This window comes from Novosphingobium sp. SG751A (assembly GCF_013149295.1).
In the GTDB taxonomy this organism is placed as follows: Bacteria; Pseudomonadota; Alphaproteobacteria; order Sphingomonadales; family Sphingomonadaceae; genus Novosphingobium.
This window is the reverse complement of sequence record NZ_JABGCB010000007.1, coordinates 163,748-178,204: the sequence shown is the minus strand read 5'-3', so window position 1 is coordinate 178,204 and position 14,457 is coordinate 163,748. Positions and strand designations below refer to the sequence as shown.

At 63.2% G+C, this 14,457-nt stretch carries 10 protein-coding genes and 1 tRNA gene; 3 read left to right on the top strand and 8 right to left on the bottom strand.

Translation table 11 applies throughout. From position 1 onward, the window contains the following. Nucleotides 1-139: 139 nt before the first annotated feature. The 5 genes from FHW96_RS11415 to FHW96_RS11395 all read right to left on the bottom strand — a co-directional run bounded on the left by FHW96_RS11415 (nt 140) and on the right by FHW96_RS11395 (nt 6,259). A complete protein-coding gene (locus tag FHW96_RS11415; protein WP_305849694.1) occupies nt 140-790 on the bottom strand; it encodes a bifunctional 4-hydroxy-2-oxoglutarate aldolase/2-dehydro-3-deoxy-phosphogluconate aldolase in 651 nt (216 codons plus the stop codon). Further along, nucleotides 787-1,755: a glucokinase gene (locus FHW96_RS11410; RefSeq protein WP_172340691.1), complete on the bottom strand. Its 969-nt coding sequence runs from the start codon at nt 1,753-1,755 to the stop codon at nt 787-789. The genes FHW96_RS11415 and FHW96_RS11410 overlap by 4 nt, the downstream gene beginning before the upstream one ends. A gap of 29 nt (nt 1,756-1,784) precedes the next feature. After that, complete coding sequence (gene edd, locus FHW96_RS11405; protein WP_172340690.1) at nt 1,785-3,599, bottom strand: phosphogluconate dehydratase; 1,815 nt, start codon at nt 3,597-3,599, stop codon at nt 1,785-1,787. Nucleotides 3,600-3,630: 31 nt separating this feature from the next. Next, nucleotides 3,631-5,070, bottom strand: coding sequence for a glucose-6-phosphate dehydrogenase (gene zwf, locus FHW96_RS11400; RefSeq protein ID WP_172340816.1), 1,440 nt, complete (start codon nt 5,068-5,070; stop codon nt 3,631-3,633). 262 nt (nt 5,071-5,332) lie between these two features. Beyond that, nucleotides 5,333-6,259, bottom strand: a complete 927-nt coding sequence (locus FHW96_RS11395; RefSeq protein ID WP_172340689.1) for a peptidylprolyl isomerase — start codon at nt 6,257-6,259, stop codon at nt 5,333-5,335. Between the two features lie 78 nt (nt 6,260-6,337). Between FHW96_RS11395 and FHW96_RS11390 the strand changes: the two genes are divergently transcribed. After that, nucleotides 6,338-6,428 (top strand) — tRNA-Ser (locus FHW96_RS11390). Nucleotides 6,429-6,527: 99 nt separating this feature from the next. Here the strand turns inward: FHW96_RS11390 and FHW96_RS11385 are convergent. After that, nucleotides 6,528-8,627 (bottom strand): phosphocholine-specific phospholipase C, encoded by a 2,100-nt coding sequence (locus FHW96_RS11385; protein ID WP_253950885.1) that lies wholly within the window; start codon nt 8,625-8,627, stop codon nt 6,528-6,530. A gap of 430 nt (nt 8,628-9,057) precedes the next feature. Between FHW96_RS11385 and FHW96_RS11380 the strand changes: the two genes are divergently transcribed. Continuing rightward, the gene (locus FHW96_RS11380) at nt 9,058-10,926 is read left to right on the top strand and encodes an acyltransferase family protein (protein ID WP_172340688.1); all 1,869 of its coding nucleotides are present in this window, start codon (nt 9,058-9,060) and stop codon (nt 10,924-10,926) included. Nucleotides 10,927-10,989: 63 nt separating this feature from the next. Here FHW96_RS11380 and FHW96_RS11375 read toward each other — a convergent pair whose 3' ends face one another. After that, nucleotides 10,990-12,120 carry an OmpA family protein gene (locus tag FHW96_RS11375; protein ID WP_172340687.1) on the bottom strand — a complete coding sequence of 377 codons (1,131 nt, stop codon included), beginning with the start codon at nt 12,118-12,120 and terminating at the stop codon, nt 10,990-10,992. Nucleotides 12,121-12,331: 211 nt separating this feature from the next. Here FHW96_RS11375 and FHW96_RS11370 point away from each other — a divergent pair, with 211 nt between their 5' ends. Continuing rightward, a complete protein-coding gene (locus tag FHW96_RS11370; RefSeq protein WP_172340686.1) occupies nt 12,332-12,583 on the top strand; it encodes a GlsB/YeaQ/YmgE family stress response membrane protein in 252 nt (83 codons plus the stop codon). A 30-nt stretch (nt 12,584-12,613) separates the two neighbouring features. Here the strand turns inward: FHW96_RS11370 and FHW96_RS11365 are convergent, their stop codons facing one another. Continuing rightward, complete coding sequence (locus tag FHW96_RS11365) at nt 12,614-14,386, bottom strand: SLC13 family permease (RefSeq protein ID WP_172340685.1); 1,773 nt, start codon at nt 14,384-14,386, stop codon at nt 12,614-12,616. Nucleotides 14,387-14,457 lie beyond the last annotated feature (71 nt).

Below are 14,457 nucleotides of genomic sequence, written 5' to 3'. Positions count from 1 at the left end.
TGGTCTTGCCCCTGACTATGGCCATGATCGGCGGGCAGGAAAAGAGGGACTGCAAAGCCGCAGACGAATTTGGTTTGGCAAATGGAAGAAGGGAAATGTCTGCCCGCGCCGATGGCTTGCGCGGGCAGGGTATTCAATTTCAGGCTTTAAGCGCCGCCGCCGCCGCGGCAGCAGCGGTAATGGCGGCCGCATCGGCGCCCTTGGGCACCATCCAGCTGCCGCCGACGCAGAGCACCTGCGGCAGGGCCAGATAGTTCGGCGCGGTGGCCAGCGTGATGCCGCCGGTGGGGCAGAAACGGGCCGAGCCGAAGGGGCCTGCGATGGCCTTCAGGGCGCTGACGCCGCCGCTGGCTTCGGCGGGGAAGAATTTGAAGCGGTTGAGGCCCAGATCCATACCCAGCATGATGTCGGCAGCGTTCGCCGTGCCGGGCAGGAAGGGGATGCCAGCCGCAACCGCCGCTTCGCCCAGACGCGGGGTCAGGCCCGGCGAGACGATGAATTCGCTCCCTGCGTCAATCGCGCGCGCCAGATCGTCGGGGTTCAGCACCGTGCCCGCGCCGACAATCGCGCCCGGCACCTGCTTCATAACCTTGATGGCGTCGAGCGCGCATTCGGTGCGCAGCGTCACCTCAAGCACCTTGAGGCCACCGGCCACCAGCGCCTCGGCCAGCGGCAGCGCGTCTTCAAGACGGTCGATCACCAGCACCGGGATCACCGGGGCGGTGCGCATGATGGCGTCGATCCGGGCGGAGGCGGGGGTAGGGCCAGAGGTAGGGATGTCGCTCATCATGCATGTTCCTTCTGAAACGCGGCGGCGGCGCCAAGCAGGCCCGGCTGCGGGTGTGTAATCAGCTTGACCGGCAGGCTGGCCATCAGGCTTTCAAAACGGCCCTTGGCGCGGAAACGTTCGGCAAAGCCGGAGGAGAGGATCGTGTCCTTGATTCGCAGACCAAGCCCGCCCGCGATGACCACGGCCGAACCGCCCTGCGCCAGCGCCAGATCGCCCGCCGCCGAACCCAGCGAGAGGCAGAAACGGTCGATGGCCGCCGCCATCAGCGTGTCCTCGCCCGCGGTGCCCTTGGTCCAGATCGTGCGGTCGTCGGTATGCAGCACGGGGCGCTGCTCCAGCGCGGCCAGCGTTTCGTAAATATCGACAATCGCGGGGCCTGCCACCACGCGCTCCACCGAAACGCGGCGGTGGCGCTGGCGCAGACGGGCCAGAATCGCGTCCTCCACCGCATCGAGCGGGGCGAAATCGAGATGGCCGCCTTCGGTCGCCTGAACGTGATAGAAGCCGTTGCCGTCGCGCCACACATGCGCCACGCCAAGGCCCGTGCCGGGGCCGACGATGGTGATCGTGCCGCTGGCGGGCAGCGGTGTGTCCGGCCCGGTCAGGTGCTGAAAATGCTCTTCGCCCGCGCGGGCCACGGCATGGCCCACCGCGCCAAAGTCATTGACGATGGTGACCTTGTCCACGCCCAAACGCTCGGGCAGCTGATCGGGCAGGATCACCCAGGGATTGTTGGTAAAGCGGATCAGTTCGCCGCCCACCGGCCCGGCCACGGCCAGAGCCAAGGCGCGCGGCAAGGCGCGGCCCGAGATCTGCGCGAAATGCTCCCATGCCGTTTCAAAGCTGGCATGTTCATTGGTTTTCAGTGTGGCCGGTTCGTCCAGCGTGATCGCGCCATCATCGCCGATCGTGGCAATGGTGAAGCGCGCGTGGGTGCCGCCAATATCTACCGTAACGAGTTCCATGAATCCCCTCCGTCGTCAGGCCTTTAGCGTCAAAGACCTGCCAGCGCCAGCATGGCCGAGCCGCCCTTTTCGGCGCCATCGGCCCCGGCGCGGAACATGGCGAACAATTCGCGCCCCACGCCCATCGCGGCGACCGGCGGCGTTGCGGCGGTGCGGGTCGAGAGGTCGGCCTTCACCTCCAGCGTGCCGGTTTGCGCGCAGACGCGGATGATGTCGCCATTTTCCACCAGCGCCAGCGCGCCGCCCGCAAGGGCTTCAGGCGTGACGTGGATGGCGGCGGGAACTTTGCCGGACGCGCCCGACATGCGGCCATCGGTGACCAGCGCCACCTTGAAGCCCTTGTCCTGAAGCACGCCGAGCGGCGGGGTCAGCTTGTGCAGTTCGGGCATGCCATTGGCGCGCGGCCCCTGAAAACGCACGACCACCACGCAGTCGCGCTCCAGTTCGCCCGCCTTGAACGCGGCCTGCACTTCTTCCTGGCTGTTGAAGACCAGCGCCGGGGCCTCGATGGTCCAGCGCTCCTTTTCCACCGAGGAGGACTTGAATGTCGCGCGGCCCAGATTGCCCTGAACCAGACGCATCCCGCCGTCGGGCTGGAACGGCTCGGCCACGGTCGAGAGCATCGCCGGATCATGGCTGACTTGCGGAGCGGGGCGGAAGGCAAGAGCGTCGCCCTCGAGATAGGGCTCGGTGGCGTAAGCCGCAAAACCGCCCTCGGCCACGGTCAGGATGTCGCCATGGCAAAGCCCGGCCCCCAGCAACTCGCGGATGACATAGCCCATGCCGCCTGCGGCGTGGAAATGGTTCACGTCACCCGAGCCGTTGGGATAGACGCGCGCGATCAGCGGCACGACCGAGGACAATTCATCCAGATCCGCCCAGTCGATCAGCACGCCCGCCGCCCGCGCCATCGCGGGCAGGTGGATCGCGTGATTGGTGCTGCCGCCGGTGGCCAGCAGGCCGATGCAGGCGTTCAGGATCGCCTTTTCATCGACCACTTCGCCCATCGGGCGCGGATCGGCGCCCTTGCGGCTGATTTGCGTGAGGCGATGGACGGCGGCGCGGGTCAACTGGCTGCGCAGCGGGGTGTTGGGCGGCACAAAGCTGGAGCCGGGCAATTGCAGGCCCATCATTTCCATCATCATCTGATTGGAATTGGCGGTGCCATAGAAGGTGCAGGTGCCGGGCGAATGGTAGGAACCCATCTCGCTCTTGAGCAATTCCTCGCGGCCCACCTTGCCTTCGGCGTAAAGCTGGCGGGTCTTCTGCTTTTCCTTATTGGCAATGCCGCTGGGCATCGGGCCAGACGGGATAAAGATCGAGGGCAGATGGCCAAAGCGCAAAGCGCCGATCACCAGACCCGGCACGATCTTGTCGCAAATGCCCAGCAGCGCGGTGCTGTCAAACACGGCATGCGAGAGCGAAACGGCGGTGGAGAGCGCAATCGTGTCGCGCGAGAAGAGCGACAGCTCCATCCCGTCCATGCCCTGCGTCACGCCGTCGCACATGGCCGGAACGCCGCCCGCGACCTGTGCCGTCGCGCCCACTTCGCGGGCATAGATCTTCATCGCATCGGGAAAACGCGCATAGGGCTGATGGGCGGAAAGCATGTCATTATAGGCAGTAACGATGCCGATGTTCTGGCCGCGGGTGAAGGCCAGCGTCTTCTGATCCTCCACTGCGCCCGCATAGGCATGGGCAAGGTTGGAGCAGCCATAGGCCGAACGATCGCCATGACGGTCGGTTTCGCGCGCCATCAGGTCGAGATAGGCCGCGCGCGTGTCCTTGGACCGGGCAATCACGCGCTCGGTCACGCGGGCGATAGTGGGGTGCAGTTCAGCCATCAGCTTTATCCTATCGATTATTCGTGCCCGATTATTCGTGCCACGCCACGCCATCCTTGGCGGCAAGGGCGATGGCGGCGGTCGGCCCCCAGCTTCCTGCGCCATAGGGATTGGGCGTGATGCCATTGTCGGTCCACACCTTGCGCACGCCGTCGATCCAGGCCCATTGCGCCTCCACCTCGTCGCGGCGGACGAACAGCGTCTGGTCGCCCTCGATCAGGTCGAGCAGCAGGCGCTCATAGGCAATGCGCTTGGTCGGGCCGGCAAAGGCGTCTTCCATGCTGATGTCGAGCGGCACCTCGCGCAGGCGCAAGCCTCCGCGATCCAGACCCGGCACCTTGGCATTGGTGGTGAAGGTGATGTTTTCCTCCGGCTGGATGCCGATGACCAACCGGTTGGGCTGGGCAATCGCGCCGCGCTGGGCAAACATCGAATGGGGCACCGGGCGGAACTGGACAACGATCTCGGTGGTCCGCTTGGGCAGACGCTTGCCGGTGCGCAGATAGAAGGGCACGCCCTTCCAGCGCCAGTTGTCGATATGCGCCTTGATCGCCACGAAAGTCTCGGTGGCCGAAGGCTTGCCCAGTTCGTCGGAATAGCCCGGCACCGAGGCGCCGTTGATCGCGCCCGCGCGGTACTGGCCGGTCACGGTGTCGCCCGCGGCAACCGTGCGGAGCGAGCGCAGGACCTTGGTCTTTTCGCCCCGGATCGCGGCCGGGTCGAAACGGCTGGGCGGCTCCATCGCCACCAAAGCGAGCAGTTGCAGCATATGGTTCTGCACCATATCGCGCAGCGCGCCCGCGCCGTCGTAAAAGCCCACGCGACCTTCAAGGCCCACGGTTTCGGCCACGGTGATCTGGACATGCTCGATATAATGCGCGTTCCAGATCGGCTCGAACAGGATATTGGCAAAGCGCAGCGCCATCAGGTTCTGGACGGTTTCCTTGCCCAGATAGTGGTCGATGCGGAAAATCCGGTCTTCCGGGAAGGCCGAGGCCACCGCGTCATTGATATGGCGGCTGGTGTCCAGATCCGTGCCCAGCGGCTTTTCAAGGCCGATGCGGCTGGTCTCGTCGGCAAGGCCGCTGGCCTGAAGCCCGGCGATGGTGGGCTCGAACAGGCTGGGCGCGGTGGACAGGAAGATCGCCAGACCATCCTGACGCGGGCCGACCTTGGCCGCCAGATCGGCAAATTGCGCGGTCTGATTCGCGTCGAGCGCCTGATAGGTCAGCCGCTGGAGAAAGCCGGGAATCGCGCTCTTGCGATAATCGGGCAGGAATTTGTTCAAGGCGTCGGCCGCGAAATTGCGGAAGCCATCGTCATCAAGGTCGGAACGCGCCGTGCCGATGATGTTGAGCTTTTCCGGCACCAGAGCGTCGGCATGGAGCGCGCACAGCGAGGGCAGCAGCATGCGCTGCGAAAGATCGCCGGTGGCGCCAAACAGCAGCAGCTTGTCGGCGGTAAAGCTCATCGATGGAGTCCCCTCGGGTGTCACGTCTGTCACGGCATTCTCCTTGGGTTGGAGTGCTTCCGCGCCATGGTTCATCGGGCCGCCTTGGTGGTGGCCCATTGCCCGGATGATCTAGCGCCATGATGGGGTTTGCGCCAGTTCATCGCCCGGGAATGGCGCGGAAATCCTAGGGTTTGAATACGAATTTGCGGTATGAATAGGTTTTCGCCATCGGCCATGCAAGGCCGCGTGGCAGCTCATCCCCGCCTGTTATCGCCGCATCTCACCCTTTGCGCCGGATGGGAATCGGGATGTTGCAGATGTCGGCGTTGCCGGGGGCATAGATGATGAAATCGTCATGCCGGTTGACCCGCGCATTCACATAATCGCGAAACGAGGCGCTGGCGCTGGAGAGATATTCGAAATGCGGTTGATCGGCGGCGGGCAGTTCGTTGCCCAGCCGGATCGAGAGGATCGGCGTGTTCTTCGCCTTGTCATTATACATGCCGTTGCCCGGCGCGCGGGGCAGCGAGGAGAGATGCTCGATGCCCTCGATCACCCGGCCCACCACGGCAATGTTGCGGTCAAGCTGGCGCGGGGGCGTGCCGATCACGGCATAGAGCTCGGCGCCCATGCCGGTGTCGGGCGAATTGTTGCGCCCCACGCCCACCGAGCCATAGCAATGGGTGGGCCAGACATGGCTGTCATCAAAGGCCATGGGGAAGCCCATGTCGATGCCCGTATGCGGCGCATAGGCATCGCGGCCCGGATTGATATATTCCGGCGCAGCAAAGGCGCGCAGCAGATAATCGCTTTCGGGCACTTTGGCCAAACCGGGCGGCAGCGGTTTGGCTTGGGGCGTATCCTCATCGGGATCGCCAAATTGCGCGACCCAATTGTCCTGCACACGATAGACCGCGCCATTGTCCCACCAATGCGCAGCGGCCAGCTTGCGCATATTGCCGATCCAGCCCTGACTGATGGGCGCGGGCAATAGCTGGATGATGACCTGCCGCGACTTGCCATTGCCATCCGGGGCCAGCACCATCACCAGCAGGTCGGCCGGGTCAATCTCGCGCCAGTCGCTCGCCGGGGCCGCCTTGATGATCTCGGCGCTGGGGCGGGTTTTGGGCTTTTCCGGCTGGGCCGCCACGGCCATCTGCGTGATGGAAAGGGCAAAGGCGGCGGACAGAACAATCTTTTTGCACATCAAGGCAATCTGCCTGCGCGCCCTCTCTTGCGCAAGCCGCGTTTCATCGCTAGGGGCCTGCCTTCCAGTGCATGTTGCGGAGCGGTGGCCGAGTGGTCGAAGGCGCTCGCCTGGAAAGTGAGTATACGCCAAAAGCGTATCCAGGGTTCGAATCCCTGCCGCTCCGCCATTGCCCTTTCCGGCCCCACCTGCCTGATCTCCCCACGGATTTGCGCCGCGCTTTGGCTGTGCGATGCCGCGCCGGGAGAATGCGCCGCGCCGACGAGCTTTAGCCCGACAGGTTGAGCGGGCCGGGGCCGCCGCCCGCCGGGTCGGAAAAGGAGGCCTTGCCCGTCTCGATATGGCCCGCCATCCGCCAGACCTGATCGCCCGCTTCGATCCGCCGGTCATACCACCCGTGGCTGGCCGTCAGATCAAGCGCGATGCTGCGCGTTTCATGCGGGGCAAGGGATAGCGTTAAAGGGGCCGCGCCATAGGCGGCATCGCTGATCGTGATCGAGAGCGGGGCCGAGGTCCGATTACGGATCAGCAATTGCGCCGCATCGCTCAGACTGGCTTCGAACCGGTCGGTCGGGCCGGTCAACCGGCGGTGAAAACCGTTGGGCCCGACCACGAAGAGATCGGCCCGCGCCCCCGCCCCCGCAGCTCCCAGATCATGGGCCAACTCGCGCCCCGCCCCCACCGTATAGCGCGCCGGGGGCAGATCGGGCCTTGCCACATCATAGACATGAAACACCGCCGCCCGCGCCGCCGAGCGATTGGCAAAGACCAGTCGCCCGCCTGTCAGTGCCGCATCGAGACGATAGGGCGTTGCCCGCCGGGGGCGCAGGCCGGTTTCCTGCACGGGCGCGACGGGTTGAGCGGGCAGCGGCGGGGCCACTTCGACCAGCCCCGCCGCGCGCCGCGACAGATCGGCGGTGGCGGGCATGGCGGCCATGAAAGCCTGCGCATCAGGCGCGGCAAAATCAAAGCATGAGGTCAGATCGCCGCAAACCGCGCGTCGCCATGCGCTGATATTGGGCTCGGCCACGCCAAAGCGCGCCTCAAGGAAGCGCAGGATGCTGGTGTGGTCGAACACTTCGGAGGCGACATGGCCCCCCTTGCTCCATGGCGAGATCACATACATCGGCACCCGCATGCCCAGCCCATAGGGCCGGTCGAGATAGGCCGCATCCCCGGCATTATGCGAGACACGGTGATATTCGTCCTCGGCCGCTATCGTGGTGGCCCCGATCATCCGGCCATTCAGCCGCGCGGGCGGCGCGGGCGGCGGCATATGGTCGAACAACCCGTCATTCTCGTCGAAATTGACCAGCAGGACTGTGCGCGCCCAGACCGCAGGATCGGCGGTCAGCGCATCAAGCACGCGGGCGGTGTAATCGGCGCCCTGCAGCGGAGTGGAGGCGCCCGGATGTTCCGATTGCGCGGCGGGCGCGACGATCCATGAGACCGGGGGCAGGCGGCCCCCCATGACATCGCCCCGCAGATCCTCAAGCGAGCGCGTAGCCAGTGTCCGCCGGGCCAGCATCGCCGCCTCACGCGACAGGCCCGAGCGGGCCGCGCGATAGGCGGCAAAACCCACCAGCGGGTTGTCCGAGAAATTGTCGGCCATGTCCTGATAGATCTGGAAACCGATGCCTGCGGCCATCAGCCTTTCGGGATAGGTCATCCAGCGATAGCCGCCGTGATGCGCCGGATCGGCCTCCATTGTGTCATAGCCATTGTCGAGCGCGGGCCCATGGCCCTGGCCCAGCGGGTCATGCGTGCCGCTCCAGATGAACAGGCGGTTTGGGTTGGTGCCGCCATGCATCGAGCAATGATAGGCATCGCAAAGAGTAAAGGCCTCGGCCAGCGCATATTGGAATGGCAGGTCGGCGCGGGTGAAATGGGCCATGGCGTGATTGTGCTTGGCATGGGGCCATGCGCCCATCCGGCCATTGTCCCATGCGGCCTGGCTGTCGGGAAAGACATGGGGCGTGCCCAGCGGGCGATAGAGGCGGAAATCGACCTTCGTGTCCAGCCGGAACGGCGCGATCAGCGCGGGGTCGGCCTCGGCATGTTCGTTGGGTTGCAACAGCACGGTGCGATGGGGCGCCAGCGGCAGCGGCGGGGCAGGAACGGCAAAGCGGTCGCCATAGCCGCGCACCCCGCGCATCGTGCCGAAATAATGGTCAAACGAGCGGTTTTCCTGCGTCAGGATCACCACATGGGCCACATCCTGCAAGGTGCCCGTCCGGCGATCGGCCGGGATTTCCAGCGCGCGGGCGATGGCGGGGGTAAAGGCGGCCGCCACGCCTGCGGTTTCCATCATGGCGCGGATGAAGCTGCGGCGGTCCTGCATCGTGTTTGCGCCCCTGTCGGCTGGCATGAGGGTCCTCATGGCTATGGTTGACGGCGCGCAGATTGGGCGCGGGGCGGGCAATGTCCATGCGTCATTGCGCGACATGGGTGCGTTGAGACATTGGGTCGGGTTTATGCTGGGCCGGTTAAGCGCAAGCAGCCCTTCGTTCTGGCAGACTTTGCCGGGAGCTGAAATGTGGTTTGGGCGGTGGGAGCGAAGGCTGTAATCGACCAAATGCGGGACAGCTTTCTTTCGCTAAGGCAACATACTTTGTCGCTATGCAGCAAAACCTATGGTAGTTGCCGGATAAGGCATTGCACTTATGGCTGGCATGGAATTCCTAAGAAAGGGCGGTTCGCTTTATCTAATAAAGCGGACACGGATAGGTGCCCAATCATGGTTTTGAGCGCTTCGCCAGAAACGTGCCTCTATAAATGGCGTGCAAATGGAGTTGATTATGAGTGTTTCCAGTGCAGTGCGTCACAAGGCTAATTTGCATCACGAAACCTCAGGTGGCTATATTACAGAAATTGACGGCATGAGGGCAATTGCTGTCATGTCTGTTTTTATATTCCATTTAAATAAAAATTACATACCCGGTGGATTTGTCGGGGTCGATGTATTTTTTGTTATATCGGGATTTCTCATTTCCACGCTGATTATTGCTGCGCTGGATGCTGGGCGATTCTCTTATTTCCAATTTTATCAACGCCGTATTGCCCGCATCGCACCGGCCGCGACCGTCACCGTGGTTGCGGCGTTGATTGCCGGGATGCTGTTATATGACCGCCAGGATTACGCCTCGCTGGGCGCGAATGCTGCGGCTGCGATGCTGTCGGTCATGAATTTCAAGCAGTTGTTTGAAGGGGGCTATTTCAAGGCTTCAGTCGATGCTCAGCCTTTGATCCACTATTGGTCTTTGTCGGTTGAAGAGCAGTTTTACGTTTTTTTTCCAGTTTTTATGCATGTGGTGGCAAGGTTCTGGCGCAAAAATTGCGCTGCGATCCTGATCGGGCTGTGTGTTCTGGGATATATCGCCAGTATTATTTTGACCCCTAGGATGCCGGTGGCGGCCTATTATTTGTTGCATACGCGCGCCTGGGAATTGCTCGTCGGGGCTGCGCTGGCGGTGCTGAAGCGTGATGGCAAGGTGGCTGGCTGGCCCGCACCCGGATTGAGGATGAATATCGGCCTGATTCTGGTATGCCTTGGGATGATCTTCGCGCGGGGGGACGGCTTTCCCGGGTGGATAGCGATCCTGCCTGTCGGCGGCGCGGCGCTCATGCTGTCGGCGGCCGGGGGGCAAGCGGCGACCGAGCCGGGGTTTGTTGCGCGCGTCCTGTCGTGGCCGGTTTTGGTGTTTATTGGTAAAATTTCTTTTTCGCTCTACCTTTGGCACTGGGTTGTATTTTCATTTTTGAATTACAGTCTTTACGATTATTCTCAGTACGTCGCGTATATTGGTATGGTGGTTCTGTCATTTCTGGCAGCAATACTATCTTATTACTATATTGAGGCGCCGTCGCGAAAATATCTGAATGCTCCCGGCCATATGAAATTTGCCTTCGCGATGTTCGTGGCAACCGCCGCGATTATCAGTCTGGCTGGATGGAGCATTCGCAGAAGCAACTATCTTTCTGCTCCTGAAAAATCGATCGCCTCGGGGGGCATTGCCGTCAATGGTGACAAGGCCCCGGCTTTGTTGCTGATGGGTGATAGCCAGGGAGCAATGTATGCCCATGACATTGCCCAGATCGCCCGAGCCAGATCCTTGCGCGCCAATTTGCTGGCTGCTGCCGCGCATAACGAATTGCCCGAAGAAGATGGTACCCAATGGCCCAAGGTTGAGCAATATCTGCATGGTAGGCATTTCGCGCTGATTATTGTCGCTCAAGCTTGGGGCGCCAAACTTCCTGCGGATGGCGTGACCCATATGCAGCATGCACTGGATCGGCTTTTGCCTTATGCGGATCGTATCATGCTGATAGGGCAATTGCCGAATGTGCCCGAAAATGCTTCTCGTATGGCTATCGCGACGGGGGCAGTCCATTTGCCGGTTTACGAACCGGAAGAGCGCTTGCGGCAGCGGCTTCGCGCGCAGTCGGTTCTTGCCCGACTGTCGGGTCCCAAAGTGACGGTTTTGGAAATTGCTGATCTGATGCACAATGCCGATGGTTCGCTGCGATTGATCGCGCCTAATGGGCGGATTGCCTATCATGATGCCGGGCATCTTTCTTCTTCGGGCCAGTTGATACTGCATGACCGGCTGGATCGGGCTATTGCGGATGCGTTGAAAGGTACGGGAGCTGAACTAACCGCGCATTGAGGTGCCGGAGCAACAAAAAAGGACCGGATTGCTCCGGCCCTTTTCGTTAAGAGGGTGGCTTGCTCAGTTACCTGCGCCCGGCCCGTAGGTGATTTCCACACGGCGGTTTTGCAGTTCGCGCACGCCATCGGCGGTGGGAACGCGCTGGTTGGCTTCGCCAAGGCCCTGCGTGGTGATCGAGGCGCTGCCGATGCCGTGGCTGGTCAGATAGGATTTGACCGAGTCCGCGCGGCGGGCCGACAGGCCGAGGTTGTACTTGGGCGTGCCCGAACTGTCGGTGTAACCGGCCACCATCACCGGCACGCTGGCGCAATTGCCATAGGCCTGAACCGCGCTGTCCAGAATGCTGGCCGCCTCGCTGGTGAGCTCTGACTTATCCCAGTCGAAGAACACGATATAGGGCCCCTTGTTGCAGACCGGAGCGGGCGGCGGCGGCGGGGGCGGCGGGGGCGGCGGAGCCTCGGCCACGGGCGGCGGCGGGGGCGGCGGCGGTGCGGGTTCGGGCGCAGGCTCGGCGGCGCGGCCGAAATTATAGGTCAGCGTGGCCAGCACGGCATGGCTGCGCACCTTGGCCCCCTGAAACGCGCCTTCGCGGTCGGTAAAATGCTTGGCGTCCTCGGGGCGGAAATAGCGATATTTTATGCCCAGGTCGACATTCTTGCTGAGCGGCGCGCTGATCCCTGCCAGCGCCTGCCAGGCGAAGCCTTCGTCATGGCCGCGCAGGCCGCCGACCGTGCCGTTATCGGCCCACACATCCACCCGCGCATAGCCCGCGCCGGCACCGGCATAGGCCTTAAACATGCCCCATTTGCCCACGCTGAACAGCGCATTGACCATGCCGGCGGTGGTTTCGGTATGACCGTAAAAGCCGTTGCCATTATTGAAATAGCCATTGGGCAGCGGGGTGCCGTTGGGACGGTATTCGCTTCTCAGCGCCGTTTTGTCATAGAAACCTTCGGCCTCAAGGCGGAAATTGCCAAAGTCATAGCCGACCGCGCCGCCGGCCTGCCAACCCAGCTTGGCTCGGTTGTTGCGCTGGAAATTGCCGCTGCCGTCACGGATGTCGATGCGCTCATGCTGCACTGCGCCGCCTTCGACCGTCACATAGGGGCCGGTTTCGGCATGGGCGGTGGTGGCAATTGTGGTGGCCAGAGCGGAAGAGGCCAACGCGGCTGCAAGAACAAGATTTCTCATGGGTTTCCTTCCTTCCTTACCGCAGGCCTTTTCGTTGGCGAGCTGTGCCTGCGCGCTGAGGATGAAAGAATCGAAACGCGGGAAGGTTGCATGGCCCCTCTGCAAATTTACGTCTTTATGCGGGCGCAGCATGGCCCCGCGCGCGACAGACCATGGAACATCGCGCCCCGACCGCTGTTGATGGCATATCAGTCAATCAAGGAGAGTTACGATGAGCATTCTCTTATGGCTTGTCATCGGCGCGCTGGTCGGGGCGGTGGCGGGCATGATCATGGGCGAAAGCATGGGCCTGTTCGGCAATATCGTCATCGGCGTGGTCGGCGCCTTTATCGGCGGGCTGATGTTCTCGCACGGGGATATCAACAACAGCCCGCTGACCATCGGCAGCTTTTCGGTCTCGCTGGTGGGCGCCATCGTGCTGCTGGGTCTGGTCAATCTGTTTCGGCGCGGATCTTTGCGTTGAAAGCCTTGGCGCGCGCCTGATCGCGCGCGCCTACAAGGGCCAGAACAGGTCGATGGCCAGCGTCCCGGCGACAATCACCATGATCGACAAAGGCAGGCCCAGCCGCCAGTAATCGCCGAAGCGATAGCCGCCCGGCCCCATCACCAGCGTGTTGCACTGATGGCCCACCGGGGTCAGGAAATCCGATCCCGCGCCCGTGGCCACTGCCATCAAAAACGCATCGGGATTGAGATGCAGCCCGCGCGCCACGCCGACCGCCACCGGCCCCAGCAACAGCACCGTGGGCGCATTATGGAGGAAGGGCGAGCAGGCCATAGCCGCCGCCATCATCAGCCCCAGCGCAAGGATCGGCGCCATGCCGTCGAGCAGGCCGGTCATCACATGGGCGATGATTTCGGTGCCGCCGCTATGATGCACCGCCTCGCTGATCGGCGTCAAAGCTCCCAGCAGCACCAGCACTTCGGGTTCGAGCGCGCCATAGGCCTCACGCGGGGAAAGCGCGCCCACCACCATCATCATCACCGCCGCGCCAAAGAAGGCCCCCGCCACCGGCGCCACCCCGCAGGCAACCATCACCATAGCGCCTGCCAGCACGATGATCGGTAAAAACCTCTGCCTCCGGTCGCCCAGTTTCACGTGGCGCTCGAACAGGGGCAGCAGGTCAAGATCGGTCAGGATGGCGGGCAGGGCCCTTTCCCCCGCGCGCAGCACCAGCACATCGCCCGCGCGCAGGGCGGTTTCGTCCAGCCTCTCGGTGATCCGCTCCTGACTGCGGCCGATGCCTATCAGATGGACGCCGAAACGGTCATAGAGGCCGACCTCCTGTGCGGTCTGGCCCACCAGCAGCGAGTGTTCCTGCACCACCGCCTCGATGCTGCGCATTTCCTCGCCGGGTTCGGGTTTGCTCATCCGCCGCGTTTCGCGCCCATGCAGTTGCGGCACGCGGGCAAACAGGCGGTCGAGCGCTTCGTCCTGCCCCTCCAGCACAAGGCAACCGCCCGCCTGAAGCGCGGCATCGGGCAGGGCGGGGCGCGCCGCCCCATCCGGCCCGATCAGCCGCCGCAGCATCACCCCGTCATCGTTGAGGCGCAGATCCGCGATGGTGACGCCGCTCTCCGCCAGTTCTGGGGTGATGCGCGCCTCGGTGGTATAACGCGTCTGGGCCGAGGCGGCATCGAGACTGGCCGCGCCCTGCCGCTTGCTGGGCAGCAGCCGCCATGCCACGCTGACCGTCAGCAGGCCCAGCGCCGTCAGCACCAGACCGACCGGCGCAAAATCGAACAGGGCAAAGGGGCGGCCCAGCTCCTGTTGGCGGATCTGGCTGACGATGATGTTGGTCGATGTGCCCACTAGCGTGACCAGTCCGCCCAGCAAGGACATAAAGGCCATCGGCATCAGCAGGCTGGCGGGCGATGTGCCGGTCTTGCGCCCGATGCGCAATGCCACTGGCATCAGGATCGCCAGCGCGCCTACATTCTTGGTCAGCATCGAGAGGATCGCGGTGGTTCCTGCCAGCACCGGCACCTGAACCTGAGCGGTGCGCAGCCGCTCCAGCCAAGGTCCCACCGCCCATTCGATCACGCCCGAGCGGGCAATCGCCGCGCTGATCACCAGCGCCGAACCGACGATAATGACAACATCGCTGGTAAAGCCGGTAAAGGCCTGTTTGACGGGAACATCGCCGGTGGCCATCGCAATGACCAGCACAACCAGCGCCACCAGATCATAACGAAACCGCCCCCACACAAACATCGCAATGGCGCCCAGCAGCAGCGCAAAGGACAGGCCTTGAGCATAGGTCATGAACGCAAGGTCATAGCGATGCAGACCGGAGCAGGACGGGGCGGGAATCGCGACAACACAAACTGATTATA

Excerpts from the sequence above, each read along its gene's own strand:
- FHW96_RS11415 (WP_305849694.1), bottom strand. The coding sequence starts at position 790 with ATGATGAGCGACATCCCTACCTCTGGCCCTACCCCCGCCTCCGCCCGG.
- FHW96_RS11410 (WP_172340691.1), bottom strand. The coding sequence starts at position 1,755 with ATGGAACTCGTTACGGTAGATATTGGCGGCACCCACGCGCGCTTCACC.
- edd (WP_172340690.1), bottom strand. The coding sequence starts at position 3,599 with ATGGCTGAACTGCACCCCACTATCGCCCGCGTGACCGAGCGCGTGATT.
- zwf (WP_172340816.1), bottom strand. The coding sequence starts at position 5,070 with ATGAGCTTTACCGCCGACAAGCTGCTGCTGTTTGGCGCCACCGGCGAT.
- FHW96_RS11395 (WP_172340689.1), bottom strand. The coding sequence starts at position 6,259 with ATGTGCAAAAAGATTGTTCTGTCCGCCGCCTTTGCCCTTTCCATCACG.
- FHW96_RS11385 (WP_253950885.1), bottom strand. The coding sequence starts at position 8,627 with ATGCCAGCCGACAGGGGCGCAAACACGATGCAGGACCGCCGCAGCTTC.
- FHW96_RS11380 (WP_172340688.1), top strand. The coding sequence starts at position 9,058 with ATGAGTGTTTCCAGTGCAGTGCGTCACAAGGCTAATTTGCATCACGAA.
- FHW96_RS11375 (WP_172340687.1), bottom strand. The coding sequence starts at position 12,120 with ATGAGAAATCTTGTTCTTGCAGCCGCGTTGGCCTCTTCCGCTCTGGCC.
- FHW96_RS11370 (WP_172340686.1), top strand. The coding sequence starts at position 12,332 with ATGAGCATTCTCTTATGGCTTGTCATCGGCGCGCTGGTCGGGGCGGTG.
- FHW96_RS11365 (WP_172340685.1), bottom strand. The coding sequence starts at position 14,386 with ATGACCTATGCTCAAGGCCTGTCCTTTGCGCTGCTGCTGGGCGCCATT.